This window comes from Winogradskyella tangerina (assembly GCF_003260205.1).
In the GTDB taxonomy this organism is placed as follows: domain Bacteria; phylum Bacteroidota; class Bacteroidia; order Flavobacteriales; family Flavobacteriaceae; genus Winogradskyella; species Winogradskyella tangerina.
Genome location: NZ_QERF01000002.1, coordinates 20,616 through 40,832 on the forward strand (window position 1 = coordinate 20,616; position 20,217 = coordinate 40,832).

Sequence of the window (20,217 nt, forward strand, 5' to 3'; positions counted from 1 at the left end):
AGTAAATGATATATAAGAATTATCCAATGGTGTCCAGAGTAGTATTTGGACGTGGAAGTTTTAATCAACTAGACGAAATTCTAGCACCAAATCGCAAGGGGCGAAATGCTCCTTTCATATTTTATGTTGATGATGTTTTTAAAGGAAATCATTGGTTGACCTCTAGAATTATGCTATCCTACAAGGATAAGATCATTTACGTTCCAACGAAAGAAGAACCTAAGACGTCTCAAATCGATCAAATGGTCGAGGATATTATTTTAGAATTTAGTGAGCTTCCTTCTGGAATAATTGGTATTGGTGGCGGTATTGTAATGGATATTGCTAAGGCGGTGTCCCTGATGCTCACTAATAAAGGCGAATCTAAAGATTATCAGGGTTGGGATTTAATAAAAAATCCTGGGGTATATCATGTAGGAATACCAACAATTTCTGGTACTGGTGCCGAAGTTTCTAGAACTACGATATTAACTGGCCCTGAACGTAAATTAGGCATTAACAGTGATTACACACCTTTTGATCAGGTGATTTTAGATCCTGAATTGACTAAGGATGTACCTAAAGATCAATGGTTCTATACAGGAATGGATTGTTTTGTTCATTGTGTAGAATCATTAAATGGAACGTTCTTAAACTCCTTCAGTAAAACCTATGGTGAGAAGGCTTTTGAACTTTGTCAGGAAATTTTCTTATCAGATCATCTCAGCACCAAGGAAGCACAAGACAAACTTATGATGGCCTCTTGGCATGGCGGAATGAGCATAGCTTATTCGCAAGTGGGTGTTGCACATGCATTGAGTTATGGGCTTGGTTATTTACTAGGAGTTAAGCATGGCATTGGTAATTGTATCGTTTTTGATCATCTAGAGGACTATTATCCTGAAGGTGTTGCCATGTTTAAGAAAATGAAAGAAAAACATGGCATAGAACTTCCACAGCGTATTTGCGCAGACCTCGACGAGCATCAGATGAATACCATGATTGATGTTGCGCTAAGTTTGGAGCCTTTATGGGAAAATGCTGTAGGTAAAAACTGGAAAACTAAAATTACCAGAGATACGCTTTTAGAGTTGTACAAAAAGATGTAAGATGCGCTGGCTAGCGAAATTCATATACTTTAAACTTCTAGGCTGGAAAATAGTTGGCAATACTAATTTCTCTAAGGACTCATTAAAGAAAGTTGTGATTATTGCTGTTCCGCATACAAGTTGGCACGATTTCTACATCGGACTTTTACTTCGGAAAGTTGTAGACATAAGAGTAAATTTTATTGGAAAGAAAGAGTTGTTCAAATGGCCATTTGGATATTATTTTAAGGCTGTCGGCGGAAGACCAATAGACCGAACTCCTGGGCAAAATAAAGTTGAATCTATTGTGCAACTCTTTGAAAAAGAAGACGAATTCAGATTGGCGTTAGCTCCTGAAGGTACACGAAAGAAAGTAGATCAATGGAAAACAGGATTCTATTATATCGCTAAAGCTGCCAAGGTACCGATCATAATGTTTACGCTCGATTTCAAAAATAAACAGAATAAGATTTCCGAACCCTTTTATCCAACCGATGATAAAGAAGCTGATTTTTTATTTATGCGCTCATTTTATAATGGCGTTGAGGGTAAAATAAAAGCTTATAGCTAGTTCTACCTGATCCGTTAATTTGGCACGAGATTTGTTTATACTTTATGCAATGAAACATAAAGTAAACTAGTCTTAGTCCCTAAAAAGAAACATTGCATTAAAAAAAGCTGTCTTGGCCCTAATCAGATAGCTTTTTTTCATTTATAAACTTATCGAGTAAGTAGTTGGTTTGTTGGTTTAATTTTGTTTTGAAAAACCCCATACCGCCAAATAAAAAGCCTTTAAACCCCATAGCCTGTTTTGCCCAACGGTGAAGATTAAATTCATCTTTGTGGTTAATAATTAAGCCATCTTTGAATTCAAATTTGGCGTCGATCTTATTGTGAACTTTTCGTCCTGTTTTACTGAAGTTGTAGAATGCTTCCCAATGCGCTGACCCTTTCTCAGAATCACCTTCAATTTGAGATGCCACAATCTTGAAGTTCTTACCTTTTTGAGAAGCGCAGAGCATCTGCCACATGGCTTTTGCTTTATCACCCTTCAAAATACCAAAGGCAGGATCTTCAAAAACAATATCATCATGATAACATGCGCACATGGTAGCCGCATCAAGTTCATTAAACGCTCCATAAAACTTTTCAATAGTAGCTTTCATAAGTATTCAATATTTTGAAAAAACAAAATTCATAACGTTGGTTTCAACAAGAATGATCAAGTCCTGCTTCTAAAGGTAATCTAATTCTTTTAGGTTTGAAAAAGAAAAGGCTTCCAAAGTAGAAAGCCCTTTCAACCATTAACTTATATAATCTAAAACAAATTGCAAGCTTGAATAATACAGAGGTATAAAGGCATACCCAACGTAATATTAAATGGGAATGTAATCGCTAAAGCCATGGGTAAATACAAACTCGGATTCGCTTTTGGAACAGCGATTCTCATAGCTGCAGGTACCGCGATATAAGAGGCACTCGCCGCGAGAATAGCGAACAAAAGTCGATTCCCTTCACTATCAGTAAAGGTGGAGCTGACAACAGCAACTATACACCCGTTAATAATCGGAATGACTAAAGCAAATATGAGGGCAAACCATCCCTTTTTTATAAAGGCTGAAAGTTCCTTACCACTCGTAATTCCCATATCTAATAGGAATACGGCTAAGAATCCTTTGAAAATATCTGTGGTAAATGGTGCAATACCTTGCGCCTGTTGCTCGCTCGCTAAAAATCCTATTACTAAACTTCCTAAAATGAGTAATACAGATCCATTGGTTAAGGCATGCTTGGTTACTTTACCCATAGATAGTTTGATATTGGTCTTATCATATATAGAGATAAGTAATAGCCCAATAATTATCGAAGGTGCTTCCATTAAAGCCATAACAGCGACCATGTGTCCACCAAAAGTGATTTGTTCTATTTCTAAAAAGGAAATTGCAGTTACAAAGGTTACCGCACTTACGGAGCCGTAAGAGGCTGCGATGGCGCCGGCATTTGCTACATTGAACTTTCGTCTTAAAATAAAGTAGGTGTAAATTGGTACAGCCACGGCTAAGAAGATGCCAAATAAAAGCGACCAAATTATTTCCATATTGAGGTCGCTGTGTGCTAGTTCTTGTCCTCCTTTAAATCCGATTGAGAATAGGAGATAAAGGGAAATAAACTTCGAAGAATTCGGCGGAATCTCTAAATCACTCTTTAATTGAACGGCTATTATGCCTAGAAAAAAGAATAGGAGGGCTGGATTCGTTAAATTATCGAATAGTAAATGTAAGTCCATTTTAATAAATGATTACAAAAAATTGTATGTGAGGGTTAAGCTATTTACTTAACAAATGAAATGTTTAGAGTGCCGTTAATTACAACATTATATCCTTCTTTACGGGCAATTGAGATGTAATCTTTGGCTATTTGTTTTTCATTAAGTAATTCCTGAATACGATTGCTTTCGTAAGTGGTGTCAGCATCTTCGCATCCTTCACAGATTCTTAATTTTTGTAGTTTATGAAAATTGACTTTTTGCTCTATAAGTACATTAACGATGTGGTTAGCTTCTGAAGGCGTAAATAATCCTTCAACTAATTGTACTTCCTGAGTTGCTTTTTCTACGTTCTTTTCAATTTTTGTGTTTGACATGATAAAATGTGCTTGAGGTTTTAAATATTGTTAATTGGATTCCATTGATTTAATAATTGCTATGCATGAAATTATGAATGCACTCACAGCAATGTATTCCATAAAGATGTTGCCATTGATGTACGACAGTGTAATTAGCCCAATGAGGACTAGAAAGATCGATGCTGCTCTAATTTTAGACCTAAGAGCAGATTTTCTAACATCAGAATTCTTTAATTCTTTAAAAGTTGCATTGTTTTCAATTCTCGACATTCTAATTTTGCTATTAATTGTTAAATAATTTTACCGGTGCAAAGTTGGAACAAATTTTTTATTTATTTTTATATATATTTTTTATCATACATATAAACATTATTTATGAACTATACTTTGCATCAGCTTCAAATATTCCTTAAGATCACGCAGTTAAAGAGTATTACAAAGGCATCAGAAGCACTTTTTTTGAGCCAACCTGCCGTATCAATTCAGTTAAAAAAATTTCAAGATCAATTTTCAATTCCGTTAACTGAAGTGGTAGGACGCCAATTATATGTTACCGATTTTGGTTGGGAAATTGCAGAAGCGGCTGAGAAGATACTCAATCAGGTTCAGGCTATAAACTACAAAACCATGTCTTTTAAAGGACAGATTGCTGGTCGATTAAAGATCTCTGTAGTATCGACTGGTAAATATGTGATGCCCTATTTTTTATCTGATTTTACCAATCGGCACAGAGGTGTAGATCTTATCATGGATGTGACCAACAAAACTAGTGTTATTAAAAGTCTTGAGAATAATGAAGTAGATTTTTCTTTGGTTTCTGTAGTGCCCGAACAATTAAATTTGAATAGGGTAGAACTCATGGAGAATAAATTATACTTAGTTGGTGGCACTAAAGAGAAGTTTGATCGTAAGGTAAACAGTAAAAAAATCTTTGAAACCTATCCTATGCTTTACAGAGAGGATGGGTCAGCAACCAGAAATGCGATGGAGAACTTTATTGCCAGTCATAATATTTCAACCTCTAAACGCATGGAGTTAACATCGAATGAAGCATTAAAGCAAGCCGTGATCGCTGGGTTAGGATATTCTATCATGCCACTAATTGGTTTGAAAAATGAATTAAAAAATGGAGACATTCAATTAATACCATTTAAAGGCCTGCCGATTATCACAAACTGGAATTTAGTCTGGCAAAAGTCTAAGAATTTATCGCCTGTAGCTATGGCTTATCTCGACTTTCTTGAAGAGGAAAAGAACAGAATAATAAAAGAAAACTTCGACTGGTATGAGGCGTACTAATTGCCCTTAATACGATCGATAACTTTTCTAATTCCCTTATAAACAAAGGCATTAGTTTTTACGTAGTAAAATGCTATAAAACAGACCGTTGTTAAAAAAATTGCGGCTCCAATAATAGCTTGCCAAGGCTCAAGAGTTCTTCCGAAAATTTGTCTAAGACCAAGACCTGTAAAACTACCGTAAATTATTATGAAATGTATCACGTAGATCGACAAGGTTTTTTGTCCGATTTTTAATATCAAAGGCTGTTTAATATAGGTCTCAAACAGATAAAATATCGCGAATATTACCAGTACATTTCCTAGTCTGGTATACAAATAATTGAAATTGGCGACTTCCTTAAAAAGATTAACATCAAACCAATAATAAAGTTTAATAAACAGTAGCGAAGACTTATGAATTAGAAGTAATCCTAAGATGATAAACCCAGATACTATTGCTAATTTAAACCTTGGTCGTTCGACATATCTGTAAAATAAAGTTGAAATGAAAGCCCCAAAACACATATAACCAAACCAAGGAATTATTGTAAATATCGAACCATTTGCTTTAGTGAGATAATTGGCAAAAAACAATGGGACCTCATTAAGCTCTAAAAATCTGTAGAGTGGAGCAGTGGTAAATATTAAAATACCAAACAGCAGCATTATAATTGAAAACAGCAGCGTTTTTTTGCAAGTAAGGGTATAAATCACAACGATTAAAATGAGTGATAAACCAATACATTGCAATACATCGATCACTAAAAAGTAAGTTCTGAACTCACCAATTAACCATTCGAATATAGGGATACGTAATAAGTAACCAATCCCAATGAGCATAAGACCTCTCACCAATCCTTTCCGCATACGTTCCTTTGTATTTCCTTTCTGTTTCGCCCTAATTAAAAGATAGGAGAAAATAAGACCAGATATCGTAAAAAACGTGGGCGCAGTAATACCTCTGAAGTATTTCCAACATTTATAGACCATGTTGGTTTCATCTCTATACGATACATCTAATAAGGTATCAATAAAATGACCCTGCAGCATCATTAGAATTGCAAATGCCCTAACAGCATCAATAAAATAAAGACGGTTTGTACTCAAAGTTCGATTGGTTGAAAGACAAATATAATGGATAGATATTAATAAAATTTTAACATTCTGTTTTAATGACACCATATTTTCTATGTATAAAATGCCGCAAACGGTAGGTCATAATAGAGATTCTGACTGTTATAAATGTAATTCTGTTTGATGCTCAATTAATTACAGTAATTGTCAGAATTTGTTAAAGTATGTGTCATTCATCGAAAAAAAATGTAGATAAGCTTGGTTTTTATTAATTTCAGCTAACCAAATCTTTAAATAATCTACCATGAGAAATTTGCCCCTTCTATCATTGGCAATAATTTTCTCCCTCCTAGCTTGCGAAAATGAAGCCGACTCACAATTTAATCAACCATCATATGCTTACGACACAAGTCAGCAATATGTTACAACAGAATCATTCATTATTGATTTTGAAGAATTCAATCCTGGCGATATCGTTTCAGAAATAATGTTTATCGACCCATTTAATGAGGCCGCCGTCAATGGAATTACAATGGCATTTCCCAATGACAATGCCGCCATGATATTCGATTCTTCAAATCCTACTGGAGGCGACTTCGACATCGGTACACCAAACGAATTATATGGAGGTCCGGGCGTAGGAAATGGTGGAGCCAGCAATGATACTGCATTAGGTAATGTTCTTATTCTTTCTGAGGATCTAGACAGTAATGATCCTGATGATATTTTCGAAGTTGGTGCGCGATTTGTTTTCGACTTTAGCGCAAACGAAAATGTGACTTTAAACGGTTTTGATATCCTTGATATTGAAGAATCTAATAATCCTACAGTGGTCAGTTTGTTTGATAGCAACAATGTGCTACTTTTAAGTGAAGAGATTACTCCTGGTGGTGACAATTCAAAGACTTATGTAGATCTAATGAATACAGGAAATGTTGCTTATATGGAAATTGCTATGAATAGTTCTGGTGCTGTCGATAATATTGCTCTAGAATTGGAGACTGAAGAACCTTGCGTTGAATGCGATAGTAGTATTGTAGAATTGACCTTAAAGTATATCGGAAGTTTTCCAGAGGCCAACATCCGATTTGAAACAACCACAGGCGATATTATTTTCGATGAACTCGTGCAACTAGACGAAGAATTTACAATTACTGGTAATGCTGGCGATGGATCATTTAGTAGCGAACTTCTAATATTTGTTAATGATCAACAGGTTGATCAATTGATAACAGATTGTTCGCAAGTCATCGGACCAGGATTTTTCTTAGATAGTTTGGAAGTCATCGCAGGGACAACCTTAAGTGGCGGACAGTTGTGTCCTATCCAAATATTTTTTTAGAGATTAGATACAATCCCTCGATCTAACCTGATTGTTAAGGATGAGATAAAAGGTGAATGCTAATAGTTAATAGGTTAAGCTTTATTAATTTGAAGCGTATATCACCTCCAAGTGAACTGTTGAAATTTAATTTTATTTTTTCTCATAAAATCGCCAAACTCAGAATAGGCGTCATTACCATTGAAATGTTCTTTCACAGTATTTAGAAAGGTGAGTTGATCATTTAAATCTGTTTTAAGAAGTACAGCAATTTTCTTTACTTCTTCAAATTCAATGATGTATTTATATTCATAGTCTGAATCTCCCATCGATTGCTCTACAAAAGAACCGATATCATAACCATCAAATATGAGTTGCTCATCTTCATTGAAATACAACTCCATAGTAGATTTAACATTAGGTGATTCTAATTTGAAAAGGGTAACCTTTTGCATACCGATATGATCAACTGATTATTATTTCAAATTTAATTGCCAAGACACACCAAATTGGTCAACAACCCAGCTAAATTGCTGACTAAAACCATAGTTGCCAGGAGGCATGAAGATTTGTCCGTTTTCCGAAAGAGCCTTGAAAAATTTTTGAAGCTCATCATTGTCTTTGCACTCTACAAAATTTGAGATGGCAGGAGAAAAGTCCCATTTATGTATGGGTGGACTATCACTACACATATACATTTTACCATCTAGACTAAAAGTGGCTTTTTTTATGGTTCCAGCCTTTCCCGGTTCATTTTCATCCCAATGCTCCAACTTAATTATTTCCGAATTCTCGAAAAGATTCACATACATATTCATGGCTTTTTCGGCGTCTTCCTTTTGAAAGGTCATAAAAGAGTAGATCTTTTTATTCTTGGCGTCTGAATTTTCCAAACTTTGCTTTAAACTATCGAGTTCAATTTTTAAAGTACTTATTTCAGTTTCCTGCTGCTGATATTTGGCGTCATTACAACTAAAAGCGAACAGTAATAAAACGAGAATTATGAGGTGATTTTTCATATTGAAATAGTTTAATTAGAGTGTTTCTGCAATTTGAATATAATTACCACAAGTGTCGTTGAAAACAGCATACTTTACAGTACCGAAAGTTGATGGTTTAATGCTAAATTCTACACCTAAATTTGTTAGTCGTTCATATTCACTATCTACACTATCTACTTCAAATTGGGTGTAAGGAATTCCGGCTTTCACAAGTGCATCTTGAAAGACTTTACAGGGTTCAAAATGAAGAGGCGCAGGTTCTAGAAGAATTTCGATACCGTCCTGAGCATCCTTAGAAACAAGAGTTATCCAACGATTTTCACCATCGATCGGTGCGTCTTTCTTTTTGATAAACCCTAAAGTATTTGTGTAAAATTGTAGTGCTTTTTCTTGATCTCTAACAGGAATACTTATAATCGTAACTCTCATTTTTCTATTGGTTTTTAATTAGAAGACTAAGTTCTGAACTAAGAATTTAATTTGCTTCTCGAAAGTTGCTCTTTTCGATATTTGCTAGGTGTTTTCCCTGTTCTAGATTTAAATAATGTGCTAAATGAGCCTACGCTCTCAAATCCTACCGCGTAGCAGGTTTCAGTTACTGACATCCCATCAGACAGTTTTAATTTAGATTTTTCGATCCGTGTATCAATAAGGTATTGCCTTGGAGTTAATCCGTAGTACTTTTTGAATAAGCGCAACAAATGGTATTTAGAGACGTATCTGGTGTGCGATAAAAAGTCTAAATTCAATTTAGTATCATAGTTGTTATCGATGAAGTTTTTGATACCTATAACAGTTTCGATCTGTTTCTCGTTTGAAAAATTACTCTCTTTTATTCGTTTTATCTCTGATTCGAAAAATGTCATCGATCCTAAATTGTTGCCGAATTAAAGTTAGTAAAAAAGTAATAGGTGACAGCGGCAACAGGATTAAACTACTAGGTATTATATTCATTTTAAACACTTGATCGCTGATTGATTGTCAATTCATATTCAATTAAAGATAGAAAATATAACTAAGTAAAGCACAAAAAAAAGAGGGCCAAAGCCCTCATTTTCAAGTGTTATTTGATGATGGTTAGTCGGTTGTTTCTTCCATGGTATGATACACATTTTGAACGTCATCGTCTTCTTCAAGCTTTTCTAAAAGTTTTTCAACATCTTCCATTTGCTCAGCAGATAATTTCTTAGTCACCTGCGGAATGCGTTCAAAACCAGATGAAATAATTTCAATATTATTCTCTTCTAAATAGGACTGAATACTACCAAAACTCTCAAAAGGTGCATAGATCATAACGCTTGTTTGTTCGTTACCATCGGCATCTTCATCAGTGTCTTCAAAAATCTCTTCAACTCCAAAATCGATCAATTCTAATTCAAGTTCTTCCAAATCTAAACCTTCACCATTAATCTTGAAATTACACGTATGATCAAACATAAAAACCACTGAGCCTTGTGTTCCTAAGCTACCATCACATTTGTTAAAATAGCTTCTAACATTTGCAACGGTTCGTGTATTATTATCGGTTGCAGTTTCTATGAGAATAGCAATGCCATGCTGTGCATATCCTTCAAAAAGGACTTCTTTATAATCCCCTTGGCTTTTATCAGATGCACGTTTTATAGCACGTTCTATGTTGTCTTTTGGCATATTTACAGACTTGGCATTCTGTATAACTGCTCGTAGACGCGAGTTACTATCAGGATCAGGACCACCTTCTTTAACAGCTATCACAATATCTTTACCAATGCGCGTAAAGGCCTTGCTCATAGCTGACCAACGTTTCATTTTCCTTGCCTTTCTAAACTCGAAAGCTCTTCCCATTAAAATGTGTATTTGTAATTCCGTTCAAACGGAAATTGTATTAAACTAAATTTTTATCTGTTTTCTTCAGAAGATTTCAAATATAGTTCATTTGAAAATTTATACAAACTGAATAATTCTAAGAAAATTATTCGTCTGCCTCTACTATGGTTTCTATGGCTTCAGCTAGATCAAAGTCCTTCTGAGTGACACCGCCAGCATCATGAGTAGATAATGAAATTTTCAATACATTATAAACATTGCTCCAGTTGGGGTGGTGGTTTTGGGCTTCGCATTCAAAGGCAATTCTACTCATTGCACTGAAACAATCTTTAAAATTATCGAACTCAAGCTCAACATGAATGGCGTTATCAAAGTAATCCCATTCAGGAAAATGTAGTAATTTTTTTTCAATAGTAGCGTCGTCTAATTTCATAAGTCTGTGTTTTGATTACTCTAAATTTAGGAAAATACCCATTAGCTAACAAGCTTATTTTTTAAGTTCTTCTAAAACTTTATCACTCGTAATTTGAAGGTGTTTAGGTAACTTATTGAATTTAGGTAAAACTGCTAAATAACGATCTTCGTTGGTGGTGTATACGTGTTTGAGTAATACTTTTTTTGAGGATATTATTTCTAAAATATGTTTTAAAAACTCATCGTGGTGCACTAAATCAGTACTGCCTAAATGAAAGATGCCGTGTTTGTTACGATTAATGATATAATGGATCTGCTGCGTGATCTTCTTGTCGAGCGTAACGTTCATGATTAAATTTGGAAAAATCTCAACAGAGGTATCTTCAGAGATCAATTGCTTCATTTCCTGAATTCTAGGACAGTTTGTTCCAAAAACCATGGGCAATCTTAAAATTGCAACTTGGGTCTTGGGCAAACGAAGGAGCATATTTTCAATTTTAATTTTAAAATGCCCATAAATACTATGACTTAAGGTTTTATCGAGCTCATAGCTCGGATACTTGCTGTAGGCATCAAATGCATTTGCAGATGATAAGAAAATAATTTTTGAACCAAATTCTGAAGCGTATTCGGCAATGTGCTGATGTGCAATGGTCTGCGCATGAAAATCGCCACGCAACGCCGAAATAATTACTGTAGGTTTGGTGGCTTGAAGAATTTCGTAAACGTCATCTTCCTCAACCTTATAATGAAAAAATTGCTTATTTTTTTCGTATTCTCTTTTGGGCGTTTGGTAGGTACCATAGGTCTTGAAATAAGGCCCTAACTCTTTATAAATGGCATTTCCTATAAATCCACTCGCGCCAAGGATTAAGATTCTGTGTTTGCTTGAATTCTTCTTCATTTATCCAGCGACATTCAAATACTGTAGTTAGCCTTTGTAAAATGGTAATTTAACTACGGTAGCAGGAATAGCTTTTTTTCGCACCTGAATATTAATCTTGCTATCCACTTTAGCAAATACTTTTGGAACATATCCCAAACCTATACCAACTCCCAAACTTGGGCTCATGGTACCTGAAGTGACATTACCAATCGTTTTTCCACTATGATCTACGATGTCATATCCATGACGTGGAATTCCACGGTCATCAAGTTTAAAAGCAACTAATTTACGCTCTGGCGTGCGTTCTTTTTCAGCTTGTAAAGCTTCACTATTTGTGAAAGGTTTATTGAATTTACAGATCCAACTTAAACCAGCTTCAATAGGAGAGGTGCTATCGTCAATATCATTTCCATATAAACAATAACCCATTTCAAGTCGAAGTGTATCTCTTGCAGCTAATCCGATAGGTTTAATTCCAAAATCAGCACCAGCCTCCAAAACTTTATCCCAGATCTGTTTTACTTCTGAATTTTTACAGTAGATCTCAAACCCACCGCTACCTGTGTAGCCAGTGGCCGAAATTATCACATGGTCTATCCCAGCAAAATCGCCAACCACGAAATTGTAGAACTTGATTTCTGCTAAATCATGACTCGATAGCGACTGCATGGCCTCGACGGCTTTAGGCCCCTGAATTGCCAATAAGGAGTAGTCTTCACTGATATCTCTCATCTCAGCGCCTACATCATTTTTAGATGAGATCCAGTTCCAGTCCTTTTCAATGTTACTAGCATTTACTACTAATAAATAGGTTTCATCTTTGACTTTATAAATAATAAGATCGTCAACAATACCACCGTCGTCATTTGGCAGGCAACTGTATTGCGCTTTACCAATCTCTAATTTAGAAGCATCATTACTCGAAACTTTCTGGATCAATTCTAAAGCATGTGGGCCTTCAATAAGAAATTCGCCCATATGAGAAACATCAAAAACACCAACACCATTTCTTACGGTTTCATGTTCAATGTTAACGCCTTCGTACTGTACTGGCATTTTATAACCTGCAAAGGGAACCATTTTAGCTCCCAAGGAAATATGTGTTTCTGTTAATGCTGTATTTTTCATGAATTGTTATTTCTAATTTTTAGATGTGCAAAATTAAATAAATTTTATGGCAAATATGAACCTTTAACAATCGAGAATTTTGGCCAGATGTATATCTATTCAAAATAAAAAAGCCACCATAATCTGGTGGCCTTAATGTCATTTATTTTTTACTCTAGAATTGGTATCTAACACCCAAGGCAATATCAAAGCCAAGGTCGTCTCTAAAATCTCCAAATCCTAATTCTGGTCTAAAATCTAAGGATAATAACAGTGGAATATTGAAGTTGTATTCAATACCAATATCTCCTGCTAAGAAGAAAAAAGTATCACTGTCAATGGCATCGTTATCAAAGCTATAAGACCCTAAACCACCACCGGCACCAGCATACCAGTTAAAATTGCCATCGAGTTCCCAAACCCATTGGTATAGACCAGTAATTTTAAAGCCATCAAATCCGTCACCACTGCGCCAGCCTAAATTGGCTTCTAGTCGATTATTATCTCCAAGGGCGCGTTGATATGAAATTTCAGTTCCAAAACCGTCGTCATCGCCAATTCTTAAACCTATTGCATTATCTGATATCTCCTGTGCGTTAACAAATAATAAACCTGTAAAAATTGCAAACGTCGTTAAAAATAATTTTCTCATTGTATTTCGTTTTTTAATGATTTTATATTGATTTACAAAAATAACGCCAAAACTAATTTTATATTAGAATTCTTTATAGATTTATTAACAAATAAACACACATAAATGGATCAAAATAGGGCTTTAGAGGAATTAAGATTACAACTCGAAGGTGAACTTTATTTCGATGATCTTATGTTGAAACTTTATGCTACTGATGCTTCCGTCTACAGGATTTTACCAACCGCAGTTGCGATACCAAAAGATACTAGTGATCTCAAACTGTTAATTCAATTTGCTAAAAAAAATAAAACCCCATTAATTCCTCGAACTGCAGGAACTTCTTTAGCCGGACAAGCAGTAGGTCATGGCATCGTGGTAGATGTTTCAAAAAACTTTACGCGCATACTCGATGTAAATGAGAAAGCCAAAACCGTCACGGTTCAACCTGGTGTAATTAGGGATGAATTGAATAATTATTTGAAACCATTTGGCCTGTTTTTTGGGCCAAATACTTCGACTTCTAATCGTTGTATGATCGGTGGTATGGTTGGTAACAATTCATCAGGAACAACCTCTATACAATACGGTGTTACCCGAGATAAGGTATTATGTTTGAAAACACTATTGAGTGATGGAAGTATGGTAGAATTCAGTGAGCTAACTTCTGATGAATTCAAAAATAAGTTGCAATTAGATACACTTGAAGGTGATATCTATAAAACAATATACAACGAGTTAAAGTCTGAATCTGTTCAGAAGCATATTAAATCTAGTTTTCCAAAGCCAGAAATTCATCGTAGAAATACGGGTTATGCTATTGATGAATTGATCAATTCTGAAATCTTCGATGATTCAGATTCAAAATTTAATGTGTGTAAATTATTGACCGGTAGTGAAGGTACGCTGGCATTTACAACAGAAATTACTCTTCAGTTAGATGATCTGCCGCCAGATCACAATGCCATGATTGCTTTACATTTTGAAAGCATTGCCAACTGTCTTAAGGCCGTGAAACCCTTAATGCAGCATAATTTACATACCTGTGAGATGATGGACGATTCTATTTTGAATCTCACAAAACATAATAAATCGCAGCAAGAAAATCGAGTATTTATCGATGGTGATCCTGTTGCTATTCTAATGTGTGAATTGAAAGCTACTTCTGAAATAGAGCTTCAGAAAAAAATAGATGAATTCTTAACAACAGTCAGAGAAATCAATCTAAGTTATGCGCATCCCATATTGAAAGATGATTTGATCACAAAGGCATTAGAACTCCGAAAAGCGGGTTTAGGGCTTTTAGGAAACATGATCGGTGATAAGAAGGCAGTTGCTTGTATTGAAGATACTGCTGTTGCTTTAGATGATCTGGATAATTACATTTCAGAGTTTACTGAGTTGATGAAATCCTATGGTCAAAACGCTGTATACTATGCACATGCCGGCGCTGGTGAATTACACCTTAGACCAATTCTGAATCTTAAAAAATCGGAGGACGTTCAGCAATTTAGAGCGATCACTACTGACGTTGCAAAACTTGTAAAGAAATATCAAGGCTCAATGTCTGGTGAACATGGAGATGGCATAGTCCGTGCTGAATTTATACCGATGATGATTGGCGAGGCCAATTATGAGATTATAAAACGTATAAAATCAGTTTTTGATCCGGAATCGATTTTTAATCCAGGTAAAATTGTTGATGCGTTTGCTTTAGATGAAAATCTTCGTTATGATATTGACAGAGCAGAGCCAGAGATTGAAACGGTTATTGATTTTTCTGCATCTCAAGGTATTTTGCGAGAAGCTGAAAAATGCAATGGATCTGGTGATTGTAGAAAACTTCCAGAATTTGGCGGAACAATGTGTCCAAGTTACCGCGCAACACGAAATGAAAAAGATACCACTAGAGCGCGAGCAAATGCGCTACGAGAATTTTTAACTCATTCTGAAAAGGTCAATAAATTTAATCATAGCGAACTGAAAGAAGTCTTTGATCTTTGTTTAAGTTGTAAAGCCTGTGCTAGTGAATGTCCGAGCAGTGTGGATGTGGCGCTTTTAAAAGCAGAATTTCAGTATCATTATCAGAAAGCCAATGGTTTTAAGTTTAAGGACAAATTCTTTGCAAATGCGACTAAATACAATAAGATGGCTTCGCGAGCACCAGGGTTTTTCAATGCTTTATTTCAAACCAAATTTGTTTCAGGATTTATGAAACTAGGTGTTGGTATTCATCCAAAAAGAAGCTTCCCGGTGTTTTCTAAATCATTTTCAAAATGGGCAAATAAGAAATCATTTCTTGTAAAAAACCCAAAAAAAGAAGTGTATTTATTTATAGATGAATTTAGCAATTTCCTTGATTTTGAAATTATTTTAGATATTAAACGATTACTTTGGCAATTAGGGTATAACGTACATGATATTTGTAATTTAGAAAGTGGAAGATCATTTATTTCAAAGGGGTTTTTAGACGAAGCAAAGGCCATAGCAAACAAGAATGTAAACTATATAAATGATTTAGTGACTGATGATTTTATTCTCATCGGAATTGAACCTTCAGCTATACTAACATTCAAAGATGAATACCTTAAATTGGCTAATAACAAAACTACAGCTGAGCAAATTGCGGCTCGCACATTTTTGGTCGAAGAATTTCTTCAGCAGGAGATCGAATTAGGTAATATTACTTCTGAACAATTCACTACGGAAACACGCGAAATTAAGTTTCACGGTCATTGCCATCAAAAGGCGCTTTCAAATCAGAAGTCAAGCTTTGATATTCTAAACCTGCCTAAAAACTATACGGTCACTATTATTCCAAGCGGATGCTGTGGTATGGCTGGTAGTTTTGGTTTTGAAAAAGACCATTATGAGGTCAGTATGCAAATCGGTGAGCAGACTTTATTTCCGGCAGTTCGAAAAGCTTCAGAAGCTACAATTATTGCTGCGAACGGCACGAGTTGCAGACATCAGATCAAAGACGGTACATCAAGGATTGCAAAGCATCCAGTGACCATTTTACGCGAAGCATTGCTTTAATCTCTGCGCTTATTATTTGGAGATTCAACTATCGTTATTGCAGCAATAAGATCTTTAACATCCATTTCCTTAAGTTCTTCATCCGCAAAGAAAGGAGAGAGTTTGTCATTGTTGTAGTTGTATATTTTCCAACGTTTAAATTGATATTCTAAAGCCGTAAAATTTTCGACCCAATCGCCTGAATTGAGGTAGGTGGTTTTTCCTTTTTTGTTTTCTTTCACCACCATTTTTGGCTGATGAATATGTCCGCAGACAACATAGTCATATTCATTTTCAATGGCTAAATCCGTTGCTACAGTTTCGAAATCATTGATGTACTTCACCGCACCTTTTACACTGTTCTTTATTCGTTTTGATAAAGAATAGCGCTCTTTACCCATTTTTTCTAAACTCCAGTTAACACATCGATTTAATAAGATGAGTAAATCATAACCCCAACTTCCAAGTTTTGCTAACCACTTGGCGTTTTGGATAGAAATGTCGAATACATCACCATGGAAAAACCATGCTTTTTTGCCATCAAGATTTAAAACCAATTTATTGACTATGGAAATATTTCCGATTTCAGTATCAGTGAATTTTCTGAGCATTTCATCATGGTTACCTGTTATATAAATGACCTGGGTACCATTGGCGGCAAAATCCATTATTTTCTTAATCACACTCAAGTGAGATTTTGGAAAATACCGCTTTTTGAATTGCCAAATATCTATGATATCTCCGTTGAGAATTAATTTTTTTGGCTCAATACTGTTTAAATAGGTGAGTAGTTGCTTAGCATGGCATCCGAAGGTGCCAAGATGAACATCAGAAATAACTGCTATTTCAACTTTACGTTTTAGATTCAAGACAAAAGATTAATAGTGCAAATTACTTACTCAAGTATTAATTGATTGTAACGTCTGAATTATTAATCCGTCAGGAAAATGTTACTAATTTGTTACTAAATTTTTAGTGGATCAAATTGGGTTAACGTTGCAATAACATTGCAAAAAGAGAGGGCATATTTTTGTTTCTGTGATATTAGATTTACTTTAGCATAAAATAAGATTTAATGGCAGGAAATTCCTTCGGAAAATTATTTAGACTCACCACATTCGGAGAGTCGCATGGTGCAGCTATTGGTGGAATTATTGATGGTTGTCCGGCAGGATTAACACTTAACCTCGAAGCTATTCAGCATGAATTAGATAGACGAAGACCTGGTCAATCAAAGATCGTTACACAACGAAAAGAACCCGATACTGTTGAATTTCTTTCAGGCATTTTTGAAGGCGTTACCACAGGTACACCAATTGGTTTTGTTATAAATAATACCAACCAAAAATCTAAGGACTATTCGCATATTAAAGACGTTTACAGACCAAGTCATGCAGATTACACCTATGATAAAAAATATGGTGTCAGAGATTATAGAGGCGGTGGGCGCAGTTCAGCAAGAGAAACGGCTTGTAGAGTTGTAGCTGGAGCTATTGCAAAGCAATTTCTTAGCTCAATAAATATCAATGCATTTACCTCTTCCGTAGGTGATATATTTATGGACAAACCTTATCAAGATTTAGATTTTTCGAAGATCGATTCTAATGATATTCGTTGTCCAGATGAAGAAACCGCTGAACGAATGATCAATAGAATAAAGGAAGTAAAGAAGCAAGGAGATACCATTGGCGGGACAATTACTTGCGTAATACAAAATGTCCCAGTTGGACTTGGAGAACCAGTGTTTGATAAACTTCATGCGGAATTAGGGAAAGCTATGCTGTCTATCAATGCAGTGAAAGGTTTTGAATATGGTAGTGGTTTTAAAGGTGCCCAAATGAAAGGTAGCGATCACAATGATAAATTCAATGAAGACGGTACAACGCAAACCAATTTATCTGGTGGTGTACAAGGTGGTATAAGTAACGGAATGGATATTTATTTCACTGTTGCTTTTAAGCCCGTTGCCACAACATTACAAAAACAAGAAACGATCAATAGTTCTGGAGAAACCGTTGAAATGCAAGGAAAAGGAAGACACGATCCTTGTGTAGTGCCACGAGCAGTGCCCATTGTTGAATCTATGGCAGCCTTAGTATTAGCTGATTATTTCTTATTAGATAGAACCTCAAGATTATAGAATGAGTCCGAGAGATTTCTTCAAAATAGTTATTAAAGTGCTAGCCTTGTTAGTTATAGTGAATGGGATTGTGCCAGCTATAGCTAATGTCTTTCCGTGGTTTGGTTCAGAAATGTCTTCAGGTTTAATTTTACTAGGATTAGTTTTATTATTCTCGGCCCTAGTATATATCATGTTAGTGTACTCTGATACTATTGTCTCTTTCTTTGGACTTGATAAGGGTTTTGATTCTGAAAAGTTTGATTTTTCAAAAATGGAAAAATCTTATATTCTAGAGCTCGGTGCCGTAATAATTGGACTCAGTTTAGTTTTTAATAGTTTACCAACGCTATTATACGATGTGTTTGCTTATTTTAGGTCTGAAGTTCAAAACTATTCAGCATTAGAACCATTATACAACAACGAATACTTTTTATATCAGAATATAATTTCAATAATAGTAGGAATAGCATTAATTTCCGCTAGAAAACTAGTCACAAAATTATTTGATTAGTAAAGATTAAAGTAATTTAAAATATGAAGAAACTCGCACTACATTGGAAAATCCTTATAGGAATGGTATTAGGTATTCTATTCGGATTTGGAATGACGTACTGGGACGGCGGAAAGGAATTTGTAGCCGATTGGATAGGACCATTTGGTAAGATATTTGTCAATTTGCTTAAGCTCATTGCAGTGCCCCTTATATTAGCCTCTTTGGTAAAAGGAATTTCTGATCTTAAGGATATTTCAAAATTTCGGGATATTGGTCTAAGAACTATTGGAACTTATATCGTGACTACTGTGGTTGCAATTACTATAGGACTTCTGTTAGTAAATACAATAAAACCTGGTGATGGTATTTCTGAAGAAACTATAGCAAAGCTTGAAGCCACTTATGCCAATGATAGTGGGGTTCAATCAAAAATTATGGAAGCCTCCAAAGAAAGAGGACCACTGCAATTTTTAGTAGATATGGTACCAGATAATGCCGTAGCTGCTATGGGTGATAATAAAATGATGCTTCAGGTTATTTTCTTCACCATTTTATTTGCGATTTCAATGTTATTAATTGGTGAAAAGAAAGCAAAACCGTTGAAGAGTTTCTTCGACTCATTAAATGAGGTTGTGCTAAAAATGGTCGATGTCATTATGCTTTTCGCTCCGTATGCTGTATTTGCATTATTAGCTCAGGTAGTTGTAACTGCCGATGATCCTGAAATATTAGCCAAACTACTCAATTACTCTATGGTGGTGGTACTGGGATTAATTTTAATGATCGGTTTTTACCTAACTTTAATAGGTCTTTATGTGAAAAAGAACCCATTCTGGTTCTTAAAACAAATCAGCCCAGCGCAACTACTTGCATTTTCAACGAGCAGTAGTGCAGCAACCTTACCTGTAACTATGGAACGCGTTGAGGAGCATATTGGTGTAGACAAAGAAGTTTCGAGTTTTGTATTGCCGGTTGGAGCAACTATAAATATGGATGGAACAAGCCTATACCAAGCTGTAGCTGCGGTTTTTATTATGCAAGTTTTATGGCCTGAAGGATTGGTGTTCAGTAATCAAATGTATATCGTATTGACAGCGCTTCTGGCTTCTATTGGTAGTGCAGCTGTACCTGGTGCAGGAATGGTAATGCTCGTTATTGTTCTCGAAGCGGTTAATTTCCCTTCTGATCTATATCCTGTAGCATTGGCCTTAATCTTTGCGGTAGACAGACCTTTAGATATGTGCCGAACTGTAGTCAATGTAACAGGTGATGCCACAGTTTCTATGGTCGTTGCAAAATCGGTTGACAAGCTTGGCACACCAGATGTGAAGAATTGGGACGATAATTATGAAGCTGTAAAATAGTTTTTCAT

Annotated in this window: 23 protein-coding genes; 8 read left to right on the forward strand and 15 right to left on the reverse strand. The window is 35.4% G+C overall.

Annotated features, from left to right (window positions below):
- The first annotated feature begins 5 nt into the window (after positions 1-5).
- Positions 6-1,088, forward strand: coding sequence for an iron-containing alcohol dehydrogenase family protein (locus tag DDY94_RS02830; RefSeq protein ID WP_232817806.1), 1,083 nt, complete (start codon positions 6-8; stop codon positions 1,086-1,088).
- A gap of 1 nt (position 1,089) precedes the next feature.
- Positions 1,090-1,638, forward strand: coding sequence for a 1-acyl-sn-glycerol-3-phosphate acyltransferase (locus DDY94_RS02835; RefSeq protein ID WP_111682533.1), 549 nt, complete (start codon positions 1,090-1,092; stop codon positions 1,636-1,638).
- 118 nt (positions 1,639-1,756) lie between these two features.
- Here DDY94_RS02835 and DDY94_RS02840 read toward each other — a convergent pair whose 3' ends face one another.
- The 4 genes from DDY94_RS02840 to DDY94_RS16080 form a co-directional block, all read right to left on the reverse strand.
- Positions 1,757-2,233: a nuclear transport factor 2 family protein gene (locus DDY94_RS02840; RefSeq protein WP_111682534.1), complete on the reverse strand. Its 477-nt coding sequence runs from the start codon at positions 2,231-2,233 to the stop codon at positions 1,757-1,759.
- 152 nt (positions 2,234-2,385) lie between these two features.
- Entirely contained in the window at positions 2,386-3,354 is a 969-nt protein-coding gene (locus DDY94_RS02845; RefSeq protein WP_111682535.1) for a sodium-dependent bicarbonate transport family permease, read from the reverse strand.
- Positions 3,355-3,398: 44 nt separating this feature from the next.
- Complete coding sequence (locus tag DDY94_RS02850; protein ID WP_111682536.1) at positions 3,399-3,710, reverse strand: hypothetical protein; 312 nt, start codon at positions 3,708-3,710, stop codon at positions 3,399-3,401.
- A gap of 30 nt (positions 3,711-3,740) precedes the next feature.
- Positions 3,741-3,962, reverse strand: a complete 222-nt coding sequence (locus tag DDY94_RS16080; protein WP_157957222.1) for a hypothetical protein — start codon at positions 3,960-3,962, stop codon at positions 3,741-3,743.
- Positions 3,963-4,067: 105 nt separating this feature from the next.
- Between DDY94_RS16080 and DDY94_RS02860 the strand changes: the two genes are divergently transcribed.
- Positions 4,068-4,991, forward strand: a complete 924-nt coding sequence (locus DDY94_RS02860; protein ID WP_111682538.1) for a LysR family transcriptional regulator — start codon at positions 4,068-4,070, stop codon at positions 4,989-4,991.
- Here the strand turns inward: DDY94_RS02860 and DDY94_RS02865 are convergent.
- Positions 4,988-6,079 carry a heparan-alpha-glucosaminide N-acetyltransferase domain-containing protein gene (locus DDY94_RS02865; protein ID WP_111683033.1) on the reverse strand — a complete coding sequence of 364 codons (1,092 nt, stop codon included), beginning with the start codon at positions 6,077-6,079 and terminating at the stop codon, positions 4,988-4,990. The genes DDY94_RS02860 and DDY94_RS02865 overlap by 4 nt on opposite strands.
- A gap of 271 nt (positions 6,080-6,350) precedes the next feature.
- Here DDY94_RS02865 and DDY94_RS02870 point away from each other — a divergent pair, with 271 nt between their 5' ends.
- Positions 6,351-7,388: a hypothetical protein gene (locus DDY94_RS02870; protein ID WP_157957223.1), complete on the forward strand. Its 1,038-nt coding sequence runs from the start codon at positions 6,351-6,353 to the stop codon at positions 7,386-7,388.
- A 101-nt stretch (positions 7,389-7,489) separates the two neighbouring features.
- Here DDY94_RS02870 and DDY94_RS02875 read toward each other — a convergent pair whose 3' ends face one another.
- The 9 genes from DDY94_RS02875 to DDY94_RS02915 form a co-directional block, all read right to left on the reverse strand.
- A complete protein-coding gene (locus tag DDY94_RS02875; RefSeq protein ID WP_111682540.1) occupies positions 7,490-7,822 on the reverse strand; it encodes a hypothetical protein in 333 nt (110 codons plus the stop codon).
- Positions 7,823-7,843: 21 nt separating this feature from the next.
- Positions 7,844-8,386 (reverse strand): VOC family protein, encoded by a 543-nt coding sequence (locus tag DDY94_RS02880; RefSeq protein WP_232817807.1) that lies wholly within the window; start codon positions 8,384-8,386, stop codon positions 7,844-7,846.
- A 15-nt stretch (positions 8,387-8,401) separates the two neighbouring features.
- Entirely contained in the window at positions 8,402-8,797 is a 396-nt protein-coding gene (locus tag DDY94_RS02885) for a VOC family protein (RefSeq protein WP_111682541.1), read from the reverse strand.
- Positions 8,798-8,835: 38 nt separating this feature from the next.
- Positions 8,836-9,234 carry a helix-turn-helix domain-containing protein gene (locus DDY94_RS02890; protein ID WP_111682542.1) on the reverse strand — a complete coding sequence of 133 codons (399 nt, stop codon included), beginning with the start codon at positions 9,232-9,234 and terminating at the stop codon, positions 8,836-8,838.
- Between the two features lie 211 nt (positions 9,235-9,445).
- A complete protein-coding gene (locus tag DDY94_RS02895; protein WP_111682543.1) occupies positions 9,446-10,192 on the reverse strand; it encodes a YebC/PmpR family DNA-binding transcriptional regulator in 747 nt (248 codons plus the stop codon).
- A 127-nt stretch (positions 10,193-10,319) separates the two neighbouring features.
- Positions 10,320-10,607 carry a 4a-hydroxytetrahydrobiopterin dehydratase gene (locus DDY94_RS02900; RefSeq protein ID WP_111682544.1) on the reverse strand — a complete coding sequence of 96 codons (288 nt, stop codon included), beginning with the start codon at positions 10,605-10,607 and terminating at the stop codon, positions 10,320-10,322.
- Positions 10,608-10,661: 54 nt separating this feature from the next.
- On the reverse strand, positions 10,662-11,492 hold the full coding sequence (locus tag DDY94_RS02905) for a sugar nucleotide-binding protein (RefSeq protein ID WP_111682545.1): 831 nt from the start codon (positions 11,490-11,492) through the stop codon (positions 10,662-10,664).
- A gap of 27 nt (positions 11,493-11,519) precedes the next feature.
- Positions 11,520-12,602 carry a glycine cleavage system aminomethyltransferase GcvT gene (gcvT, locus tag DDY94_RS02910; RefSeq protein WP_111682546.1) on the reverse strand — a complete coding sequence of 361 codons (1,083 nt, stop codon included), beginning with the start codon at positions 12,600-12,602 and terminating at the stop codon, positions 11,520-11,522.
- A gap of 154 nt (positions 12,603-12,756) precedes the next feature.
- Positions 12,757-13,233, reverse strand: a complete 477-nt coding sequence (locus DDY94_RS02915) for a hypothetical protein (RefSeq protein ID WP_111682547.1) — start codon at positions 13,231-13,233, stop codon at positions 12,757-12,759.
- Positions 13,234-13,338: 105 nt separating this feature from the next.
- Between DDY94_RS02915 and DDY94_RS02920 the strand changes: the two genes are divergently transcribed.
- Entirely contained in the window at positions 13,339-16,251 is a 2,913-nt protein-coding gene (locus DDY94_RS02920) for an FAD-binding and (Fe-S)-binding domain-containing protein (protein ID WP_111682548.1), read from the forward strand.
- Here DDY94_RS02920 and DDY94_RS02925 read toward each other — a convergent pair.
- A complete protein-coding gene (locus DDY94_RS02925) occupies positions 16,248-17,099 on the reverse strand; it encodes a UDP-2,3-diacylglucosamine diphosphatase (RefSeq protein ID WP_111682549.1) in 852 nt (283 codons plus the stop codon). The genes DDY94_RS02920 and DDY94_RS02925 overlap by 4 nt on opposite strands.
- A gap of 206 nt (positions 17,100-17,305) precedes the next feature.
- Between DDY94_RS02925 and aroC the strand changes: the two genes are divergently transcribed.
- The 3 genes from aroC to DDY94_RS02940 are packed head-to-tail and all read left to right on the forward strand — an operon-like array spanning position 17,306 to position 20,209.
- Positions 17,306-18,370 carry a chorismate synthase gene (gene aroC / locus DDY94_RS02930; protein WP_111682550.1) on the forward strand — a complete coding sequence of 355 codons (1,065 nt, stop codon included), beginning with the start codon at positions 17,306-17,308 and terminating at the stop codon, positions 18,368-18,370.
- A 1-nt stretch (position 18,371) separates the two neighbouring features.
- Entirely contained in the window at positions 18,372-18,863 is a 492-nt protein-coding gene (locus tag DDY94_RS02935; protein WP_111682551.1) for a hypothetical protein, read from the forward strand.
- A gap of 23 nt (positions 18,864-18,886) precedes the next feature.
- A complete protein-coding gene (locus tag DDY94_RS02940) occupies positions 18,887-20,209 on the forward strand; it encodes a dicarboxylate/amino acid:cation symporter (protein WP_111682552.1) in 1,323 nt (440 codons plus the stop codon).
- The last annotated feature ends 8 nt before the right edge of the window (positions 20,210-20,217 follow it).

Excerpts from the sequence above, each read along its gene's own strand:
- gcvT (WP_111682546.1), bottom strand. The coding sequence starts at position 12,602 with ATGAAAAATACAGCATTAACAGAAACACATATTTCCTTGGGAGCTAAA.
- DDY94_RS02860 (WP_111682538.1), top strand. The coding sequence starts at position 4,068 with ATGAACTATACTTTGCATCAGCTTCAAATATTCCTTAAGATCACGCAG.
- DDY94_RS02915 (WP_111682547.1), bottom strand. The coding sequence starts at position 13,233 with ATGAGAAAATTATTTTTAACGACGTTTGCAATTTTTACAGGTTTATTA.
- DDY94_RS02900 (WP_111682544.1), bottom strand. The coding sequence starts at position 10,607 with ATGAAATTAGACGACGCTACTATTGAAAAAAAATTACTACATTTTCCT.
- DDY94_RS02895 (WP_111682543.1), bottom strand. The coding sequence starts at position 10,192 with ATGGGAAGAGCTTTCGAGTTTAGAAAGGCAAGGAAAATGAAACGTTGG.
- DDY94_RS02940 (WP_111682552.1), top strand. The coding sequence starts at position 18,887 with ATGAAGAAACTCGCACTACATTGGAAAATCCTTATAGGAATGGTATTA.
- DDY94_RS16080 (WP_157957222.1), bottom strand. The coding sequence starts at position 3,962 with ATGTCGAGAATTGAAAACAATGCAACTTTTAAAGAATTAAAGAATTCT.
- DDY94_RS02935 (WP_111682551.1), top strand. The coding sequence starts at position 18,372 with ATGAGTCCGAGAGATTTCTTCAAAATAGTTATTAAAGTGCTAGCCTTG.
- DDY94_RS02845 (WP_111682535.1), bottom strand. The coding sequence starts at position 3,354 with ATGGACTTACATTTACTATTCGATAATTTAACGAATCCAGCCCTCCTA.
- DDY94_RS02830 (WP_232817806.1), top strand. The coding sequence starts at position 6 with ATGATATATAAGAATTATCCAATGGTGTCCAGAGTAGTATTTGGACGT.
- DDY94_RS02835 (WP_111682533.1), top strand. The coding sequence starts at position 1,090 with ATGCGCTGGCTAGCGAAATTCATATACTTTAAACTTCTAGGCTGGAAA.
- DDY94_RS02875 (WP_111682540.1), bottom strand. The coding sequence starts at position 7,822 with ATGCAAAAGGTTACCCTTTTCAAATTAGAATCACCTAATGTTAAATCT.
- DDY94_RS02880 (WP_232817807.1), bottom strand. The coding sequence starts at position 8,386 with ATGAAAAATCACCTCATAATTCTCGTTTTATTACTGTTCGCTTTTAGT.
- DDY94_RS02890 (WP_111682542.1), bottom strand. The coding sequence starts at position 9,234 with ATGACATTTTTCGAATCAGAGATAAAACGAATAAAAGAGAGTAATTTT.
- DDY94_RS02870 (WP_157957223.1), top strand. The coding sequence starts at position 6,351 with ATGAGAAATTTGCCCCTTCTATCATTGGCAATAATTTTCTCCCTCCTA.
- DDY94_RS02905 (WP_111682545.1), bottom strand. The coding sequence starts at position 11,492 with ATGAAGAAGAATTCAAGCAAACACAGAATCTTAATCCTTGGCGCGAGT.
- DDY94_RS02920 (WP_111682548.1), top strand. The coding sequence starts at position 13,339 with ATGGATCAAAATAGGGCTTTAGAGGAATTAAGATTACAACTCGAAGGT.
- DDY94_RS02850 (WP_111682536.1), bottom strand. The coding sequence starts at position 3,710 with ATGTCAAACACAAAAATTGAAAAGAACGTAGAAAAAGCAACTCAGGAA.
- DDY94_RS02885 (WP_111682541.1), bottom strand. The coding sequence starts at position 8,797 with ATGAGAGTTACGATTATAAGTATTCCTGTTAGAGATCAAGAAAAAGCA.
- DDY94_RS02840 (WP_111682534.1), bottom strand. The coding sequence starts at position 2,233 with ATGAAAGCTACTATTGAAAAGTTTTATGGAGCGTTTAATGAACTTGAT.
- aroC (WP_111682550.1), top strand. The coding sequence starts at position 17,306 with ATGGCAGGAAATTCCTTCGGAAAATTATTTAGACTCACCACATTCGGA.